This is a genomic window from Vibrio sp. 1641 (assembly GCF_033339995.1).
In the GTDB taxonomy this organism is placed as follows: Bacteria; Pseudomonadota; Gammaproteobacteria; order Enterobacterales; family Vibrionaceae; genus Vibrio; species Vibrio alginolyticus.
In genome coordinates this window covers 342,272-359,465 of record NZ_JAWOVP010000001.1, presented here as the reverse complement: position 1 = coordinate 359,465, position 17,194 = coordinate 342,272, and the positions used below count along the sequence as shown (strand labels likewise).

The window sequence follows — 17,194 nt, the reverse complement described above, 5'->3', positions numbered from 1 at the left end:
TTTCACTTCTCCATTTATAGTGCCGAATTCTGTGTCGGCTTTATTCACCCAAATAACCTACGCCATAAGAGGCGAAAAACTAGCTTAGTTGAGTATTTCCGGGTCGCAGTGTAAAGCAATCTGGCGTCGGGTGCATACCTTAAATGTAATCAAGTTTATGCGTTGAGAATGCTGTCATATTCTGCAATTGGTTTACGGCCTCTCAAAGCTAAGAAAGACAAAAACTGCTGAGCGGTGTGAGTAATCACTTTCTTGCTATCAATACCCACTTTGTCCATTAACTCTCCAACCAAATCCAGATTACCAACATCGTGACAGAAATGCGCGTCACTGCCCGTGGTGAAGAAAACACCGAGATCTTTCCCGATTTGTGCAATCTCGTGGCAACGGTCTACGCTGCCTACTCGGCTGTTGCCTTTCAGCGTGGTGTTATTAATTTCAATCGCGACATTGTGCTCTTTCGCGCACGCTAAAACGGTCTGAAAATCAAAGTCGAAATTTGGATTACCAAGATGACCGAGCGCATCAATACGACCACTCTGAATGACATTAACAAGTGCTTCCGTGTGAGTTTGCTTGTTTGCAGGACGAAAAACGGGTTCATGAAAACTCGCGATCACCCAATCTAAGTTGCGGTCTACACTCAGCGGAATATCAATGTCGCCTTCGGTATTCATAATGTTAGATTCAACGCCGCGAATAATCGCAACGCCTTCAAGAAAGCGAGGCAGAATTTTCTGGTTAGAGAAGAACCAGTAATGAGGCGCACCCGGCATTGATTCTGCGTGATCGGTCGTGCAGAACATATCCAGCCCGTTCTCTTTTGCCAACTTTGCATTTTCAATCAAGGTACTGTACGCGTGACCACTGGCGTACGTATGTGTATGGGTATCAACTTTAAATTCCATCATCCACTCTCTAAGGTGCGCTATCTTGCGTGCTATTGTATACCTTCAGGCAACGCATCGTCAGCCCAAGATAAGCAAGAACCCTAAGCTTGCTCTTCACTAATGGCTTTTATCAAGGGTAAGGCTTTTTCCCATCCGTGATTAAACATGGAAACAAAGTCATTGTGAGTATGAATGGTAACATTGAGTAGTAAACGATCGTTGTTGGTATCGATCTGGTAGATCTCTCGCGATCCGATCCACCTAGATGCTAGGTCAGCATCGAGTTGTTGACGATTATCCGGATTAAAAATGGCAACATGATGAAATTCAAGTTTTTGAAGCGGTAGCACCGTATCTATGATCGCCCTTGTCCCGCCCATATCTGGATCAAAAAAAGTGATGCCACCTCCTTCTTCCCAAGCTCCTTCAAATTGAGACTGCGGTGAAAATGCTTGTGCCCAACGTTTATACAACTCAACATCGGTTAGCACTTCCCACACTCGTTGCGGTGTCGCCGAAATTTCGACGTAATAATTTAGCGTAAGCATGATTTCTCTCCCTGAACCTTTCTTGACGCTAGCCCATACTCAGGAAAAATCAAACCACACGACCAATTTATCTACCTGCCCCCTTCATTTTCCGACAGACTAAGAAGTTCTCGCTTGTAAACCGCCACTGCGATGCGCCGTAAAGCGAACCCAACATGTGTTCAGTATGATTGCGAGCACTATTAAACTCATCCCAACAATTTGACTTTGACTCATTCGGTCTTCAAAAAACAGGCTCTGCCAAACCGCAGTGAACAATAAGTTAGTAAAAATGAGTGGCGCAAGTTGAGAGCCACTGCTTGCCAGTTTATATGCTTTGGAGCGAAAAACTTGGGTGTTAATGATCATCAGAGACATCATACCGATCCACAGCGTATTTGAAGAAATCTCAGGCGCCATAACACTCATATTAAGTAACGCGTCGAAGTCATTAAACAAAGTTAGCGGCAACAGAAATACGGCAGCAAAACCAAACGCCCAAAAGTTGATTTCTAGCGGCGACATATTTGTTTTACTCACTTTATATAACGTAAGCTGAGAACCAGAATTGAAGAGTCCACCAGCCAAGCCGAGCAATAAATCCGCTCGCCAAGTAATCTCACTTCCACCGCCCGCCAACATAACCACACCAGTGAACGCCATTGCTAAAGCCGCCAATGTTGAAACACGAATGCGCCCCCTCATGAACAGCTTTTCAACCAAGGGAATAAATAATGGGCCAGTAGCAAACAACACAACCCCTTCAACGAGCGTTAACGTTTGTAATGACGCGATAAAGCAAAGTTGTGACAAACCGATACAAAGAGCACGCAATAAAATAGGCTTTAGCGTACCCGCTTTAGGAAAGGTAAGGTTTTTCACACGAAGTAAGATAAGCAAGATAAGCGCAGGCACCAAAAAACGTAAGAAGCTAAATAGTGTGACGGAAAGTTCGCCTGACAACTGCTTTGCTAACAGTCCAGTAACAGATAAGCTTAACGTAGACATCAACATGAAAAGGATAGATTTATTTACAGCATTCATTCAATACTCCTTAATATATGGAGCATTTTAAAAGACATCACTTATCGTAAATAGCGAGTAATATTAACCATTGATGTAAGAAAAACTTACAGTTTAACTTATCTATCACCAGCTACGGTTTTTAAATTATGCGGAAACTAGTCCCCTTAAAGTCCATCTACGCATTTGTTGCAGTAGCTGAGTCTGGCAGCATGACAGAAGCAGCACAGATATTAAGTGTGAGCCACTCAGCCGTAAGTCAGGCAATTAAATCGCTGGAGAGTCAAGTCAACAAGCCTCTATTTGATCGCATAGGCAGACAAGTTCAACTCAACGCGGACGGTAAAAAGTATTACAGGAAGGTGGCACCCGCTTTAGAGCAAATTGTCGATGCAACGGAAGCACTCATCCAAGATCAGAACTTGCAGCGTGTTACGCTCAATATGGTGAATTCATTGGCTCTTCACTGGTGGATTCCTCGAATGTCAGATTTACAAGGGTTTGCTCCTCAATTAGACGTTCGTTTATCAAACCTGTCTGGCAGATTCAATTTAGAACAAGAAGGTATCGACGCGGCCTTGGTGCATGGAAATCCCGAAGAATGGCAGGATTACTACTGCGAAAAGCTCAGTGAAGATGAACTGGTTTTGGTGTGCAGTCCTGAATTGATAGCGAAGACAAAGGACTCAAACATCACTCAACTCTTAAAGCAATATCCCATCATTGAAGTTACTAACGAGCGAAGAAAAAATGACTGGAACGTGTGGCAGGACGCGACGGGTATCCAGCGACCTAAAAATAAAAAACCAATCACTTTTAACATGTCGATACAAGCCGTCCAGGCCACAACTCGTCGTTTGGGGTTATTGGTCACTCATCGCTTGTTTGTGAAGGATGACATCAAATATGGTCAGCTAATCGAGCTGGGTGAACCCGTCATTAATCCTCATCAACAGCTTTACTTTGTATGCCCGCCACACAAGCTAAAGCTTGAATCGTTTCATCTGTTGCGATCTTGGCTACAACAATCATTCAACTATTAGAAACTTTTGTTAAGCACATTCACTGAAAAACTAGTATAAAGTTAGAGGAGCACTTTTCATCCAAGGATGGTTTATGAAGCAGTATCAAATATGGCTAAGCGCACTCTGTTTTGCAGTATCTTTGAGTGCGACCGCAGAAGCAGAAAATGATAACCGCCTTTCAGAACAAGGGATCTCCACGGCAATTATTGGAGGGCAGCAGGCGACCCAAAACCAACTTCCTTTTTTTGCACGTCTTATTCTACATAAAACTGGCGCTAATCAGTTTGCCAATATTTGTGGGGGAACCATTGTAAACGACCGTTTCATTTTAACTGCGGCTCACTGCGTAGAACCAAGCGTTTTCACTGACGGGTGGACAATCAACGATCTACGAGTGCTAGTCAAAAACCCTACGATGAATGACGTGTTTGTTGAAGAATTCAAAGATGTTCGCTCTATCACGATTCATCCTGATTATGTGCCTAGCGATTTATGGATTAATGACATCGCTGTCCTTGAATTGACTCGCCCTATTACCGATAACGTTCAATCCATCACTTTACCGCAAGACTTTGGAGACTACAGCAGCAAGACGGTTTATCAGATATTCGGTTTAGGTCAGACCTCGACTAGTGATGAAAACGGGCCAAACTATTTACGCTGGGCAGAAGTAAAACCCCTTACCGACACCCAATGCGCTTCGCTGGTAACAGGGTTTAATGCTCAGGAAAGTTTATGTGCGAATGGATTTCCTGAGCGAAGCTACACTGGTATCTGCCGCGGTGACTCAGGCGGTCCTCTCACTTATCAAGACAATAATGGCATGTATCAGCAAATCGGTATTGTTAGCTATGGTTCTTCTGTTTGTGAATCTGCTGCGATTCCGAGTGTGTTTACTGAGGTTCTAAATTATACAACGTGGATTGAAGCCCAAACCAGTTCGGGAGTGAAAACTCGTTATAACCCCCTCTTAGCAAGTACAGAAGATTATCATAGTGAAGGCGATTCCGGCTTTGAACCAGAAGATACTAACACGTCGGGCTTTGACGATAACGGCAGCGGCGGCGGCGGTGCTCTCGGATCAGGGTTGATCATGCTTGGAGGCTGGTTTGGTTGGCTAAGACACCGCAGAAATGATTCGCGCTCCTAGTTGCGTCAACAAGACATCATAATATCTTGCGCTTAACGCGAGAGTTAATGATGTCTTCAATCATCTTTTGCTCTTTTTTCGCTTTTTCATAGTTCTGCTTAGTACGCCAACGCTCAAGCACTTTTTCTAACCCTTGAACGCGTGCGTGCTTGTGTTCTAGTGTTTTCTGTACAGATGCACATTCCGCTTGCATAACGGCTTGCTCTTGCTCGTGGTGACGAAGCATTCTTTGTAGCATTTGGTCAACACGATTAAAGTTCATCAAAGCCGCGCTCGTCAGCGTCGGGCCGGTTCGGGTTGATTGTCCAGCGTGGCCTTTCAACGCCGATAACTGTTCCAATTGCATTGAAAGATGGGAGTGACGCTGACGCATGGCATCAAGTTGTTGACCCACACGATCACGCTGTTTTTCTTCCATTTGCTGTAACTTGCTTACGGCTTTTAACTTGGATTTCATTTCAGCCTTGTCACTCCCATTTGATTAAGCACTTTGAAAAAGCTGCGCGAGCTCGGTCAAACTGGTTGGGTAATCTACAGACTCATTGGCAGCTTGTTGTAGATATGCACGCAAGTTTGGATACATAGCAACAGATTGATCTAACTCAGGATCTTGTCCTGGTTGATAACCCCCTAATGGCAGTAACTCTTTAACCTGAAGGTAGTTGGAGTACATTTGACGGAAGTTATTCGCAATCGTGCTGTGTGCGTCCTGCGTACAAGTATTCATACAACGGCTAATAGACGCGTTGATATCTATCGCGGGATAATGCCCTTGCTCTGCCAGTTGACGCGATAAAACGACATGCCCATCTAAGATGGCGCGCGCGGAATCCACGACTGGATCTTGTTGGTCGTCTCCTTCTGCCAATACGGTGTAAATTGCCGTTAAGCTACCATGTTGATTTTCACTGTTACCCGCTCGCTCTAGGAGTTGAGGTAACACGCTGAAGACTGAGGGCGGATAACCACGAGAAGCTGGTGGCTCACCGAGCGAAAGAGCGATTTCGCGCTGTGCCATGGCGTATCGGGTTAGAGAGTCCATCAGAAGTAGAACGTCTTTGCCTTGGTCTCGGAAATACTCTGAAACGCGATGACAAAGTAGTGTCGCTCTTAACCTCATTAGCGGGGATTCATCAGCAGGAGCCGCGATAATAATCGCTTTCTTGCGCGCTTCTGGGGTTAAGTTTCTCTCAATGAACTCACGTACTTCTCTGCCTCGCTCACCGATAAGCCCGACCACAATTACATCGGCCTCCGTGTTTTTGGTGATCATCCCCATTAACACACTTTTACCGACGCCACTGCCAGCCATCAAACCAATACGTTGGCCTTTGCCTACCGTCAATAGTCCATTAATCGCTCGCACGCCTACGTTGAGTGGTGTATCAACTGGGCGTCGCTTCAGTGGGTTAATCGGTTTTGGTTCAAGTGAAACTCGATCTCCCCCCTTAAGCGGTGCCCCATCATCTAACGGCTCACCTAAACCATTCAGTACGCGTCCTAACCACTGAGAGCTTAGCTGTACGGTACTGTCACCATCAAGAGGGATGACTTTTGCACCTGCAAACAAACCGCCTAAACGGCGGATAGGCATAAGGTAAGCAATGGTGTGTTCAAAGCCCACAACTTGCGCTTCGATCATATCGCCTTCCGCGGTTTCTACGAGACAACGCTGCTCAAGCTTAAACCGACACCCTACGGCTTGTAACATTAGGCCGTTTACTTTTATCAATCGCCCTGTTACGCGAGCAACAGGGATTGAATCGAGCGAAGCCAAGGCTTCGCTCAAACGCTCACTTAATAGTTCATGGCTTAGGGTATTACTCATGCTCAGACTCTACCTGTGGAATACTGACTTCATCCAAAAGGTGTTGCTTTACATTGTCCATACAGGCTTCCAAGCGAGAGTCGCAGCTCGCATCCGCTTCTGCGTCATCAGTCACTAGCTGGCAACCACCAATAGGAAGCTCCGTATTAGGGACCAGTTTCCAAGATTGCGGCAAATCAGCATTGATGTGAGTAATGCGCTCTAAGTCTTGCGGATTTAAATGCACAGTTACGGTTTCCGCTTTACCAGGCATGGCAGACAATGTCTCGTCCACCAAAGCTAGGATCTGCTGAGGCATTAAAGTGAGCTCGGCACGAATCACTTGCTGAGCTACCTTTTGTACCAGTTCACAAATCATATGGCGTTGTTGCTGCTCTTTTTCATCCTGCCAACGAGAAAGGGCGTGAAAAAGTTCATTGACAGGCTTCGCCGCCTCCAAAAAGCCTTGCTTTCCAGACTGCTCACCGGAAACAAAGCCTTTTTGGAAACCTTCTTTTTGGCCTTCCAACAGACCTTGTTGCTTGCCCTGTTCGATACCTTGGCGTAAGCCTTCCTCATGCCCTTGTTGCAAACCTTGTTGAAAACCTTCTTCAAGTTGCTGTTGGATATCAATTTGAGGTTCTTGCCAGCCTTGGTTATCTAGCCCGAATTCGTCTTCGATAGTCTTAGGTTGCGCTAAAGGCGGAAAACGGTGTAAACGATACCCGCTCGGAGGCAATCGCATAGTACTTGATTTTGTCTCTAGCATGACCTTACTCCACCGTTGGCTCTTCATAGAGAAGCAGCTGAACTTCACCAGATTCATCCAGCTCACGTACCATTTGCATGATGTCTTGACGTGCTTTTTGAACTCGACTTAACGCAACAGCGCCGCGTGCGTCCATGTCATCTTCTAGCGCTTTCACCATACGTTGCGGCATTGAACGCTTAATAGCTTGCTGTAAGGTAATATCGGAACCTTTTAGCGCGACTGCCCACAACTCTAGCGGGATTTGCTGCACCAACATGTCCATAGTTTCTTCGCGTTGTCGGCCAAGAACCATAAAGTCGAACATGTTTTCTTCGATTGCATTAACAACATCTTCATCATGCAACTTCAGCATTTCCATCAATGAACCACGGTCACCTTCAAAGCGGTTAATGATATCTGCAGCTTGCTTAACACCTGATAACGGCGTGCTTTGACTTGCGGATACTTTTTCGATGCAACGCTCAACGAGTTCATGCAAATCAACAGCAACTTGATGATCGATATCTTGCAATTGAGCAATACGGAACAAGATTTCGTCATGGTAATCTTGTGGCAAGTGCTTCAATACCGCTGAAGAGCTGTCTGCTGGCAAATACGCTAGAAAAATTGCTTGCATTTGTGGGTGCTCGTTCACAATGAAACGAGCGAGAGTTTCTGCTTCCACCCACTGTAAGCGCTGCATATTGTTGCGAATTTCATCGCCATATAAGGTATTTAATAACCCTTTTGCCAAATCGTTACCCAATGCTTTACGCAATGTATTAGATAGGTATTCCTTCGAGGCTCCTCGAATACCGCTGTGCTCACGGAAATCTTCAAAGAAAGTTTGAATAACACCACGAGCAGAATCGCTCTTAATGCCATTTAACTTCGCCATTGCACGAGTCACACGCTGGGTTTCATCACGGCTAAAGTGTTGCAAAACCTTTGCTGCGGCATCCTCGCCCATGCCTAATAGCACGAGCGCGGTTTGTTCAACATAACTAAGCGTCTGCTTTGATAGAACTGTGTTCATTGATGTTTACCCATTGTTTCAGTATTTCGGCTACGCGCTCTGGCTCTTCATTAGCAATAAGCTGTAGGTGTTTCAATTGAATTTCTAATGGCGAACCTGCTGGTGGTAGCATGTCGCTGTTTACATCTAAACCTGAAGAGGCTGAGATGCCTTTTTCAGATAGGCGGCGATCAAGTACTTCTTCATGCTCGCGCTCTTCACGCGTTTGCAAGTTTTCGTAGTCAGGTTCTTCCTGAGGCTCAGCAAAATTTAGCTCAGGCACAGGTTTATCAACGCCAGTTAGGTGCATGATTAATGGACGCAGTACGAAGAAGATCATCGCCAAGCCTAACAAGCCACCAATAACGTAGCGTATTGGCTGCTGTACTGTAGGGTCTTGCCACCACGGCAGTGCAGGAGGAGCATCAATTTCAATTGGGGTGAAGTTGAAACTCATTAAACTTAAGCTGTCACCACGTGTGGCAGAGATACCAACAGCATCCATGATCATGTTTGAGATTTGCTCTTTATCGGCTTCACTCCACGCCACACCATCTGGCGAAGCTTTGGAGTTCAACAGAACCGATACACTAAGCTTTTCTATTTGGCCTTGTTGGTATTGAGTACGACGAACACTGCTCCCTACAGCATATTGACGATTCACTTCAGATCGCGCATTCGTGTTTTGGCTATCGTTCGTTTCCACTTCACCAGATCCTGTCACTGGCGGTTGGTTACTTAGAGAACCAGGAACACCCAACGCAATTTGATCAACCGAGTTGTTATGAATGGTGTGCTCATTACGCACAACCGGTGCGTTATCCAAAATTTCTTGTGTTTCTTCAACTTGGCTAAAGTCCAGATCGGCAGCGACTTGTACTCGGAAGTTACTCGGCCCCACAATCGGCGTAAGCATATCTGCTGCGCGTTGGATGATCTGTTTTTCAACATTCTTCTGGTATTCAAGATATTTCGCATTTACTTTACCAGCTTCCGCAGAAGCGACATCCGCACTAAGAAGACGGCCATACTGGTCAATGACAGAAACAAATTCTGGCTTCATTGCCGTGACACTGCCGACCACTAGGTTAATGATCGCTTCAACTTGTTCAGGCTTTAAGTCTTCACCAGGTTTGAGCTCAAGCATGACAGATGCTGAAGGATTCTCACTGTTTTGGCGGACGAATAGAGTTTGACGAGGTATTGCTAAATGAACACGCGCGTTCGCTACTGAGTTCAAAGACATGATAGTACGTACTAACTCACCTTCTAAACCATGACGATAACGCGCCGTTTCCATAAATTGGCTCGTACCAAGAGAGCTATCTTCCTTGAGCGAATCCAAACCTGTCGGCAGCTTAGCTTTAACACCTTTTGATGCAAGCAACATGCGTACCTTCGCAACCTCACCTTCTGGTACAAGAACTTGTCCATTTTGCTCTTGCATGCGGTAGCTTACGCCTTCGCTTTCTAATACCGACACAATTTCGCCGATATCAAAACGCTCTTGTTGGCTATAAAGCGGACGAAAGCTCTGCGAGGAACTCCATAGTGCAACCACAATAATCGCTGCAACAATCGCAGCTAACACCGCAGATAGCACTAAGTTTCTCTGACTGCTAGACCAGATTTGCTTCAGCTTCGTTGTCACATCGTCCATGCCATTGGCAGTAGAAAATGTCTGTGCTGTGCCGGTAGCCATAGCTGTGTTTCCGGCGACTTGGGGGGTTAGTTCTGACATGAATTACACCGGCATCTTCATAATATCTTCAAATGAGGTCACGACTTTGTTGCGCACTTGCATCAAAGCATTAAAGGACAAGCTGGCTTTTTGGCTCGCGACCATTGCACCAACTAGGTCATCACTTTTTCCTGTTTCTACGGCCGTCATTTTTTGACTAGCCACTGATTGATGTTGATTCACTGTATCCAACACATTTGTCATCGCTTGTGAGAACGATAAAGGTGCGTTTAGTGATTGTTGATCTAAAGGATTTGCACTCACGATAAACTCTGGCGGCTGCACTTGTGCCTGCATCGCCTGCATTTTTGACAACATAAGTTGCTCTGCCGAGACCGCATGAGTAGGTTGACTTGCCATCTATTTTTTCTCCTATTAGGCAGCCGAGCCTAGTGCCGACTGTAAATCAATACCATGTTCTCGCATTGCTGCGAGCTTGTAGCGTAGCGCTCGAGTAGAGACTCCAAGCGCGTTTGCGGTTTTCGTTCGGTTTCCACCAAACTGACGTAACTTTTCCAAAATAAACTGATATTCAGCTTGCTTCTTCGCTTCTACATGACCAAAACTTGAAGTTGGCTCTGCTGTAGGAACTGACGCGACAAGCTCAATAGGCAGCATCAGGTCATGGGCTGTAATGTAATCACCATGACGCATGACCAAAGCGCGTTGAATGACATTTTCCAACTCACGAATATTGCCCGGCCAGTGATACTGACTCAGCGCACTAATCGCATCTTGGGATAGGTGACAGCGGCTGCTATCTTGATACTTTTCAATAAAGAATTGGCTAATCGGTAGAATGTCCTCTTTTCTTTCACGCAAAGGCGGCCAGTGCAGAGGCAGCACATCTAATCGATAATAAAGATCTTCACGGAACGTGCCTTTTTGAACTTCCTCACGTAAGTCTTTGTTGGTTGCCGCAATAACACGAATATCGAGCTGAACGGCTTTATGGCTACCAACACGTTCTACTTCACGCTCTTGAAGGACGCGCAACAATTTCGCTTGAACCGCAGGTGACATTTCACCAATCTCGTCAAGCAGAATCGTCCCGCCATTTGCTTCTTCAAACTTACCGCTTTGAGAATTTGTCGCTCCGGTGAACGCGCCTTTTACATGACCGAATAGCACAGCCTCTAACATTGACTCTGGAATGGCGGCACAGTTAACTGCCACAAATGGACCATTGATACGCGGAGAGTGCTCATGCACATATCGCGCCAGCACTTCTTTACCCGTTCCCGATTCACCTGTAATAAGCACACTCGCGTTAGTACATGCTGCACGATGCGCTAATTGCAGAACTTGTTTGCTTCTCCAAGACTCCGCAACAATGTTGGCCATTGGCTTACCTAACGCTTCAACACGTTTAAGCAGATTAACCAACTGATTAGATTCAAATGGGCGTAATAGATAATCAGTAGCGCCCGCTTTCATCGTCTCAGCAGCCAAGATGCCTTGTTCTTGGTCGACAATCGCAATAACAACACCCGAATTTCGCTGCTTTTGGTGACACGCGACAAACTCACGAACACACATATCCGGCAGCGTAGAGCTCACTAAAGTGATTTCTGCTCGCTCTTCAAGCAAAGCGCCTCGACCAGTACGAGTGTGTTTCGCGGTGTAACCTGCATTTTGCAACACATCCAATACTGGTTGAGCAAGAGCTTCATTTGGCTCAACCAACAAAATTTTCGTTTTCGTCATCATTGAACCTTAACTTTCGTTTGTTGATTTTGTGATTGTAGATCTGGGTAGTGTTTCGCAGCCGTATACTCGTTGTCCCTCACTAAACGCAGGGTGACACGTCGGTTTTTTGCTTGGCCATTAACCGAGTTATTGCTGGCAATTGGGTAACGTGAACCATGAGCTCGTGTTTCGATCATCGACTCGTCGACCCCAAGCTCAATCAAAGTATTGGTGACTTGCTCTGCTCGAGTACGTGACACAGAAAGGTTCGTTAAACTTGAACCAACGTTATCGGTGTGACCGTCGATGAGGATTTTGGTCACTCGATCATCCACAGATACATAGCTATACAGCGCTTCTAGTGTTGCTTTCTGTCCACGACTTAACGTCTTCTGACCAAACTCAAATGAGAGCGCCATATCCCTTGCCTCTGAAAAAGACAATTTAGGCAATCGCGCGCGACACGCATTAAATGATTTCAATGCGTTTTGAATTTGAAGAGTAGGAATCACAATCTCTGAAACAGAGGAAGCATTACTTCCTTTAAGTGACAGCGTCACCCAACTGCCCGAAGCAATTGAATCCATGAATTCTTCAGCGCCTTTATTAAAGATGAAGCGCTGAGACGGCTTAGTAAATTCAAGGGAGCCAAATTCTTTTCTATAAAGCTCATTACTCCAAGGAGCATTTTGAGTTGTTAAAGCAATCGTTTTCCATTTATTGTTTTCATATTCTATATCGGAAATAAAATAGAATTTATTATTAGGTTCCGCTAGGAAATAAAACTTCCCATAGTCATTATTTGATTGCAACAAGTTGCATTTGAATTTATTTCCCTCATATGTCCATTTAGAGAGGTCCATAGGGATTGTTAAGACTTCTTCTGAATATGACACTTTTGAAAAAATAAAACTGATAACAATAATTGTGTTACAAATTATCAAACGGACATGATTCATGTATATCTTACATTCCCATGACTTAAACCGTTTAATTAAATATGCCACCAAGCCGAGAGAACTGGCATAGCTAATCATTTTAATTACCTATTCTGAATATTAAAATTGGTTACAAAACGCTCAAGAGAGCACGCTTAGCCTCCAATGGAAGCTTTAAGCATAAAAAACAGTATCTTATAATTTATTTATTTGAAGTTGTTGTTACGCCATAAAGGCAATTTAAAAAATCTATAACAACTAAAACGCTCAACATTGTTATTTTATTTATTAAGCGATTTATAAAGAAAACTAACTCTTTTTAAATTTCATTAAAAGATTATGACTATATGAACAAAGCAACATGTGAACTAAAGTCACAATCTTAGAGTTTGGAGCTAAAAGATCATTAAAATTTCTGTGTAGACTACACGCCATTAAGTTAAAACACTTTCGATTGTTAACGCACGGTAAAATATAAATGGAAAATAGAGTTAGCGAGCCTATTTCTGATAGTCAACTACTTGATGTAGAATTATTAGGCAAACCTATTCATATCATTCGTGAGAAGCTCGATAATTTAATTTCAGAATCTTGCTCAAACCTTACGACTGAATTACAAAATTGGCTCAGCACAGGAAAAGTGGAAGCTAGCTTAACCTCAGTAGACTTGCACCGCTTTACATCGGTTGAGATGGACAAAGAGCAAACGTCGACCTATCAACATCAGGAAGGCGGCATGGTATTCATCCATGGTAACCCTCACACGCTAATAAAGTTGGCTGATAGATTTTATGGTGCAAGTGCAGAGCGTTCAGCCGCTACTCTGACGGCCAGTGACTTACGTTTACAAGAGCGCATCAGTCGAATCATCATCGGTTGGCTTGCTCCTGGTGAAATGTGGGACACGGGTGAGTATGAGACCCCTAGAGGAATTGGCATTAACGTTCAATTAAACATTGCGTTTGACGATCATCAAGGCTCAATTCATCTCAAGCTAGATGGTCATCTTATTCAAACGCTGATCGAGCAGCTTGAACTACAACCTGATACCGATTTATTTCAACCTTTCTGTCGTTCTTTAGAGACGACCCCCGTTCGACTGAACGTTGTTCTAAGTAAAAAGAAGATGCCTTTAAGTGATGTGGTTGGCTTACAACCCAACGATATTTTACCTATTGAGCTTCTTAACACGGTTCCAGTAAGCATTGGCAACCAATCTCTATTTACAGGTCGTATTGCCGAGCAAGACGGCCAACTTGTTTTGATCTTTAACCCTGATAAGGAACCGCAGCGATGAGCGAAGCGCTAGAAACTAATGCATTCGACGCAGAAGAACTGAACTTTGATGATTTTCAATTAGAAGACTTTGAAGCCGAAGATACGCTCCAACAAGAACCAGCCACTGCGGAACGTGACCTTAGCTTTTTCAAAAGCATTCCTGTCACAGTCACGCTGGAAGTTGCGAGTAAGGAGATCCCACTTGGGGACTTAATGAAAGCGGGTGAAGGCACGGTTATCGAGTTGGAAAAGCTCAATGGCGAGCCTTTAGACGTGAAAGTAAACGGTTCTCTTATGGGCCACGCTGAAGTTGTCGTTGTCAATGATAAGTATGGACTTCGTCTGATCGATGTACATGACTCTGCATTGAGTGGCGTTGGTCAATAATCTTAGGTAGGCATCACAATGAAAAATCTGAGCGCTTGGCACCGTTGGTTACCTCTTTTGGTATTGGTGTCACTTTTGTTTGCTTTCCCAACAATGGCGGCTGACAACGGCTTAACTATCTTGTCCGTTTCTGATGGCGACACACAACAAGAATACAGCGTTAAACTGCAAATTCTGTTGTTGATGACGGCGCTCAGTTTTCTTCCAGCATTTATTTTGATGGCGACGAGCTTTACTCGAATTGTCGTTGTCCTTGCGATTTTGCGCCAAGCTCTTGGTCTTCAACAAAGCCCACCTAACAGAGTGTTGGTCGGGATCGCTCTCGCATTGACGTTACTGATTATGCGCCCTGTCTGGAGCGATATTTATGAAAATGCGTTTCAGCCATACGACAACGGCGAAATCACGCTAATACAGGCTTTTTCTGTTGCAGAGAAACCAGTGAGAGAGTTCATGCTGGCACAGACGCACCAAAGCTCTCTTGAACAAATGTTACGTATTGCCAATGAGCCTCTCGACCAAAACGTTGAGGATATTTCATTTGCCGTTGTCTTGCCTGCATTTGTCATTAGTGAACTAAAAACCGCCTTCCAAATTGGTTTTATGCTTTTCATCCCGTTTTTGGTCATCGACTTGGTTGTCGCCAGTGTCCTGATGGCAATGGGTATGATGATGCTATCACCTTTAATTGTCTCACTTCCCTTTAAGTTGGTGGTATTTGTACTCGTGGATGGTTGGGCAATGACAGTTGGCACCTTATCTGCCAGCTTCGGTTAACTAGGAGCAGTTATGACCCCAGAACTAACCGTAACGTTATTTTCCGATGCAGTATGGCTGATCATTTTGATGGTTGCCGTATTGGTTGTTCCAGGCTTAATTGTCGGTTTGTGTATCGCCGTATTTCAGGCTGCCACACAAATCAACGAGCAAACACTCAGCTTTTTGCCACGTTTGCTCGTTACCTTATTAATGGTGATTTTTGCAGGTCACTGGATGCTCCGTAAGATCATGGAACTGTTTGATTTCTTGTTCCACAACATACCAGGGATGATTGGCTAATGGCCATCACATTTGCAGAGCTCTCGGCGATACTCGGTCAACTCTGGTGGCCGTTTTTTCGTGTGGGAGCCGTATTTATTTCAATGCCTTTCTTTGGTGATGCGATTATTCCTGTTTGGGTTCGTACTTTACTGGCCCTCTCGATCGTTGTCATTACTGGACCGTTAATGCCACCCATGCCACAAGTCGAGTTATTCTCTATGACTTCTCTGTTCCTTGCTTTTGAGCAAGCTATTTGGGGAGTAATGTTTGGGTTAATTTTGCACATGCTCTTTAACGTTTTCACCATGCTTGGTCAGGTGATTTCTCTGCAAATGGGCTTAGGTATGGCGATGATGAATGATCCTATTAACGGGCTTTCTGTCGCCATTTTGGGACGCATATTTCTGATTTTCTCAACCTTGTTGTTTCTTGCGCTAGAAGGACACTTACTCGTCATAGATATCGTGATTCAAAGCTTTGTTGTTTGGCCAGTCGGATCTGGTATCACATCGCTTTCTCTGCAAGGTGTTGTCAATATTTTCGGTTGGATGTTTGCCTCTTCACTCGCTTTGGCTTTGCCCGCTATTGTTTCCATGCTTCTAGCCAACATCAGTTTTGGTGTAATGAACCGAGCCGCACCATCACTTAATGTCTATGCGTTAGGTTTTCCTATGACGATGCTGCTGGGTCTATTCAGCGTATTAATCTCAGTTTCTGGTGTTCCTGGTCGCTACACGGCGCTCGTTCACGACACCATTAGACACTTGAGTAACTTTATGTTGGGGGGAGCATGAGCGATCAATCTTCTCAAGACAAAACTGAAAAAGCCTCACCGCAGAAGGTAAAGAAAGCCCGTCAGGAAGGACAAATTCCTCGCGCGAAAGAGTTTACTACTGCGGTTATATTTCTAGCGGTGGCGCTCTACTTTTACTCTCAGCTTAATAGTATTTGGGAAAGCATGTCGGGGATCTTTCGCTACAACATGATGCTGACGCGAGCCGACCTAGAAAATCCTAAACAACTTGTCGAGCAATTGGGACAAAGTTTAGCAGTCATCATCGACATGCTATTACCATTGTTTACCGTCATTATTATCGTGACCTGTGGTAGTAGCCTTGTGCTAGGCGGCTGGATGTTCCGTCCCGCGAACGTGATGCCAAAGCTCAGCAAAATTAATCCTTTGAGCGGGATAAAGCGCATTTTTTCGACCCGCTCAGTGGTTGAGCTCTTAAAGTCGACGTTCAAAGTAGCCGTGATCTTCGGCATCTTATATGGCTATTTAGACAACCACTTACAGCCATTACTTGGCATGCAAAACCTCCCACTCAGCCAAGGTTTTTCTCTAGTAATGTCAATTCTGTTTGAAGGCTTACTCTTAATGGGCTTCGCCTTGTTGTTATTTGGGGTTATCGACATTCCTTATCAGCGTTGGGAACACCTAAAAGAACTCCGCATGACGAAACAAGAATTGAAAGAGGAATTTAAAAATAATGAAGGTCGTCCGGAAGTAAAACAACGTATTCGTCAAATACAGCAACAGTTTGCGCGCCGTAAGATCGATAAAATGGTGCCGACGGCTGACGTGATCATCACAAACCCAACGCACTACGCAGTCGCACTGAAATACGAGCCTTCGCTTTCTGACGCGCCCTTTGTCGTCGCAAAAGGCGTAGACGAAACTGCTATGCACATTCAACGTATCGCCCGAGAAAACAAAGTGGAAATCATTAACTCCCCGCCACTTACCCGTTCGATTTATCACACGACGGCGATTGAACAAGCAATCCCAAGCCAACTGTACATCGCAGTGGCACATATTCTTACTTACGTTTTGCAATTGAAAGCCTTTCGTAAAGGTGAGGGAAAAGAGCCAATTCCTTTACCTCATTTTTCGATTCCAAAACATTTGCAGCACTGATTAACCCGCGTTTA

The 17,194-nt window shown here is 44.7% G+C and carries 19 protein-coding genes; 8 read left to right on the top strand and 11 right to left on the bottom strand.

Features of this window, described 5'->3' with window-relative positions:
* Window positions 1-155 precede the first annotated feature (155 nt).
* The 3 genes from R7Z47_RS01640 to R7Z47_RS01630 form a co-directional block, all read right to left on the bottom strand.
* Window positions 156-908: a phosphatase gene (locus tag R7Z47_RS01640; RefSeq protein ID WP_005375066.1), complete on the bottom strand. Its 753-nt coding sequence runs from the start codon at window positions 906-908 to the stop codon at window positions 156-158.
* Window positions 909-991: 83 nt separating this feature from the next.
* Window positions 992-1,438: an SRPBCC family protein gene (locus R7Z47_RS01635; protein ID WP_005375065.1), complete on the bottom strand. Its 447-nt coding sequence runs from the start codon at window positions 1,436-1,438 to the stop codon at window positions 992-994.
* Between the two features lie 99 nt (window positions 1,439-1,537).
* On the bottom strand, window positions 1,538-2,461 hold the full coding sequence (locus tag R7Z47_RS01630) for a DMT family transporter (RefSeq protein ID WP_053307934.1): 924 nt from the start codon (window positions 2,459-2,461) through the stop codon (window positions 1,538-1,540).
* A gap of 128 nt (window positions 2,462-2,589) precedes the next feature.
* Here R7Z47_RS01630 and R7Z47_RS01625 point away from each other — a divergent pair, with 128 nt between their 5' ends.
* Entirely contained in the window at window positions 2,590-3,483 is an 894-nt protein-coding gene (locus R7Z47_RS01625; RefSeq protein WP_053307935.1) for a LysR substrate-binding domain-containing protein, read from the top strand.
* Window positions 3,484-3,556: 73 nt separating this feature from the next.
* Window positions 3,557-4,615 carry a S1 family peptidase gene (locus tag R7Z47_RS01620; protein ID WP_158155482.1) on the top strand — a complete coding sequence of 353 codons (1,059 nt, stop codon included), beginning with the start codon at window positions 3,557-3,559 and terminating at the stop codon, window positions 4,613-4,615.
* A 16-nt stretch (window positions 4,616-4,631) separates the two neighbouring features.
* On the opposite strand, the gene fliJ is transcribed toward R7Z47_RS01620, so the two are convergent.
* The 8 genes from fliJ to R7Z47_RS01580 are packed head-to-tail and all read right to left on the bottom strand — an operon-like array spanning window position 4,632 to window position 12,655.
* On the bottom strand, window positions 4,632-5,072 hold the full coding sequence (fliJ, locus tag R7Z47_RS01615; RefSeq protein WP_158155484.1) for a flagellar export protein FliJ: 441 nt from the start codon (window positions 5,070-5,072) through the stop codon (window positions 4,632-4,634).
* Between the two features lie 24 nt (window positions 5,073-5,096).
* Window positions 5,097-6,443: a flagellar protein export ATPase FliI gene (fliI, locus tag R7Z47_RS01610; protein WP_005375057.1), complete on the bottom strand. Its 1,347-nt coding sequence runs from the start codon at window positions 6,441-6,443 to the stop codon at window positions 5,097-5,099.
* A complete protein-coding gene (gene fliH / locus R7Z47_RS01605; protein ID WP_005375050.1) occupies window positions 6,436-7,191 on the bottom strand; it encodes a flagellar assembly protein FliH in 756 nt (251 codons plus the stop codon). The genes fliI and fliH overlap by 8 nt, the downstream gene beginning before the upstream one ends.
* Window positions 7,192-7,195: 4 nt before the next feature.
* Entirely contained in the window at window positions 7,196-8,209 is a 1,014-nt protein-coding gene (locus R7Z47_RS01600; protein WP_005375048.1) for a flagellar motor switch protein FliG, read from the bottom strand.
* Window positions 8,178-9,929, bottom strand: coding sequence for a flagellar basal-body MS-ring/collar protein FliF (gene fliF / locus R7Z47_RS01595; RefSeq protein ID WP_318129771.1), 1,752 nt, complete (start codon window positions 9,927-9,929; stop codon window positions 8,178-8,180). Before fliF ends, R7Z47_RS01600 begins: the two co-directional genes overlap by 32 nt.
* Before the next feature lie 3 nt (window positions 9,930-9,932).
* Entirely contained in the window at window positions 9,933-10,289 is a 357-nt protein-coding gene (gene fliE / locus R7Z47_RS01590; protein WP_005375045.1) for a flagellar hook-basal body complex protein FliE, read from the bottom strand.
* 15 nt (window positions 10,290-10,304) lie between these two features.
* Window positions 10,305-11,636 (bottom strand): sigma-54 interaction domain-containing protein, encoded by a 1,332-nt coding sequence (locus tag R7Z47_RS01585; protein ID WP_031778880.1) that lies wholly within the window; start codon window positions 11,634-11,636, stop codon window positions 10,305-10,307.
* On the bottom strand, window positions 11,636-12,655 hold the full coding sequence (locus R7Z47_RS01580) for an OmpA family protein (protein WP_154204017.1): 1,020 nt from the start codon (window positions 12,653-12,655) through the stop codon (window positions 11,636-11,638). Before R7Z47_RS01580 ends, R7Z47_RS01585 begins: the two co-directional genes overlap by 1 nt.
* A 379-nt stretch (window positions 12,656-13,034) precedes the next feature.
* Between R7Z47_RS01580 and R7Z47_RS01575 the strand changes: the two genes are divergently transcribed.
* The 6 genes from R7Z47_RS01575 to flhB are packed head-to-tail and all read left to right on the top strand — an operon-like array spanning window position 13,035 to window position 17,180.
* Window positions 13,035-13,853, top strand: coding sequence for a FliM/FliN family flagellar motor switch protein (locus R7Z47_RS01575; protein WP_005375039.1), 819 nt, complete (start codon window positions 13,035-13,037; stop codon window positions 13,851-13,853).
* A complete protein-coding gene (fliN, locus tag R7Z47_RS01570; protein WP_005375038.1) occupies window positions 13,850-14,221 on the top strand; it encodes a flagellar motor switch protein FliN in 372 nt (123 codons plus the stop codon). Before R7Z47_RS01575 ends, fliN begins: the two co-directional genes overlap by 4 nt.
* Window positions 14,222-14,239: 18 nt before the next feature.
* Window positions 14,240-14,998, top strand: a complete 759-nt coding sequence (fliP, locus tag R7Z47_RS01565; RefSeq protein WP_005375037.1) for a flagellar type III secretion system pore protein FliP — start codon at window positions 14,240-14,242, stop codon at window positions 14,996-14,998.
* 12 nt (window positions 14,999-15,010) lie between these two features.
* Window positions 15,011-15,280, top strand: coding sequence for a flagellar biosynthesis protein FliQ (gene fliQ, locus R7Z47_RS01560; RefSeq protein WP_005375036.1), 270 nt, complete (start codon window positions 15,011-15,013; stop codon window positions 15,278-15,280).
* Window positions 15,280-16,056 (top strand): flagellar biosynthetic protein FliR, encoded by a 777-nt coding sequence (gene fliR, locus R7Z47_RS01555; protein WP_005375027.1) that lies wholly within the window; start codon window positions 15,280-15,282, stop codon window positions 16,054-16,056. The genes fliQ and fliR overlap by 1 nt, the downstream gene beginning before the upstream one ends.
* Window positions 16,053-17,180 carry a flagellar biosynthesis protein FlhB gene (flhB, locus tag R7Z47_RS01550; RefSeq protein WP_005375025.1) on the top strand — a complete coding sequence of 376 codons (1,128 nt, stop codon included), beginning with the start codon at window positions 16,053-16,055 and terminating at the stop codon, window positions 17,178-17,180. Before fliR ends, flhB begins: the two co-directional genes overlap by 4 nt.
* Window positions 17,181-17,194: the final 14 nt, after the last annotated feature.

What these genes read in the sequence shown, in the direction of transcription:
- R7Z47_RS01640 (WP_005375066.1), bottom strand. Translation starts at nt 908, where the DNA reads ATGGAATTTAAAGTTGATACCCATACACATACGTACGCCAGTGGTCAC.
- R7Z47_RS01635 (WP_005375065.1), bottom strand. Translation starts at nt 1,438, where the DNA reads ATGCTTACGCTAAATTATTACGTCGAAATTTCGGCGACACCGCAACGA.
- R7Z47_RS01630 (WP_053307934.1), bottom strand. Translation starts at nt 2,461, where the DNA reads ATGAATGCTGTAAATAAATCTATCCTTTTCATGTTGATGTCTACGTTA.
- R7Z47_RS01625 (WP_053307935.1), top strand. Translation starts at nt 2,590, where the DNA reads ATGCGGAAACTAGTCCCCTTAAAGTCCATCTACGCATTTGTTGCAGTA.
- R7Z47_RS01620 (WP_158155482.1), top strand. Translation starts at nt 3,557, where the DNA reads ATGAAGCAGTATCAAATATGGCTAAGCGCACTCTGTTTTGCAGTATCT.
- fliJ (WP_158155484.1), bottom strand. Translation starts at nt 5,072, where the DNA reads ATGAAATCCAAGTTAAAAGCCGTAAGCAAGTTACAGCAAATGGAAGAA.
- fliI (WP_005375057.1), bottom strand. Translation starts at nt 6,443, where the DNA reads ATGAGTAATACCCTAAGCCATGAACTATTAAGTGAGCGTTTGAGCGAA.
- fliH (WP_005375050.1), bottom strand. Translation starts at nt 7,191, where the DNA reads ATGCTAGAGACAAAATCAAGTACTATGCGATTGCCTCCGAGCGGGTAT.
- R7Z47_RS01600 (WP_005375048.1), bottom strand. Translation starts at nt 8,209, where the DNA reads ATGAACACAGTTCTATCAAAGCAGACGCTTAGTTATGTTGAACAAACC.
- fliF (WP_318129771.1), bottom strand. Translation starts at nt 9,929, where the DNA reads ATGTCAGAACTAACCCCCCAAGTCGCCGGAAACACAGCTATGGCTACC.
- fliE (WP_005375045.1), bottom strand. Translation starts at nt 10,289, where the DNA reads ATGGCAAGTCAACCTACTCATGCGGTCTCGGCAGAGCAACTTATGTTG.
- R7Z47_RS01585 (WP_031778880.1), bottom strand. Translation starts at nt 11,636, where the DNA reads ATGACGAAAACGAAAATTTTGTTGGTTGAGCCAAATGAAGCTCTTGCT.
- R7Z47_RS01580 (WP_154204017.1), bottom strand. Translation starts at nt 12,655, where the DNA reads ATGATTAGCTATGCCAGTTCTCTCGGCTTGGTGGCATATTTAATTAAA.
- R7Z47_RS01575 (WP_005375039.1), top strand. Translation starts at nt 13,035, where the DNA reads ATGGAAAATAGAGTTAGCGAGCCTATTTCTGATAGTCAACTACTTGAT.
- fliN (WP_005375038.1), top strand. Translation starts at nt 13,850, where the DNA reads ATGAGCGAAGCGCTAGAAACTAATGCATTCGACGCAGAAGAACTGAAC.
- fliP (WP_005375037.1), top strand. Translation starts at nt 14,240, where the DNA reads ATGAAAAATCTGAGCGCTTGGCACCGTTGGTTACCTCTTTTGGTATTG.
- fliQ (WP_005375036.1), top strand. Translation starts at nt 15,011, where the DNA reads ATGACCCCAGAACTAACCGTAACGTTATTTTCCGATGCAGTATGGCTG.
- fliR (WP_005375027.1), top strand. Translation starts at nt 15,280, where the DNA reads ATGGCCATCACATTTGCAGAGCTCTCGGCGATACTCGGTCAACTCTGG.
- flhB (WP_005375025.1), top strand. Translation starts at nt 16,053, where the DNA reads ATGAGCGATCAATCTTCTCAAGACAAAACTGAAAAAGCCTCACCGCAG.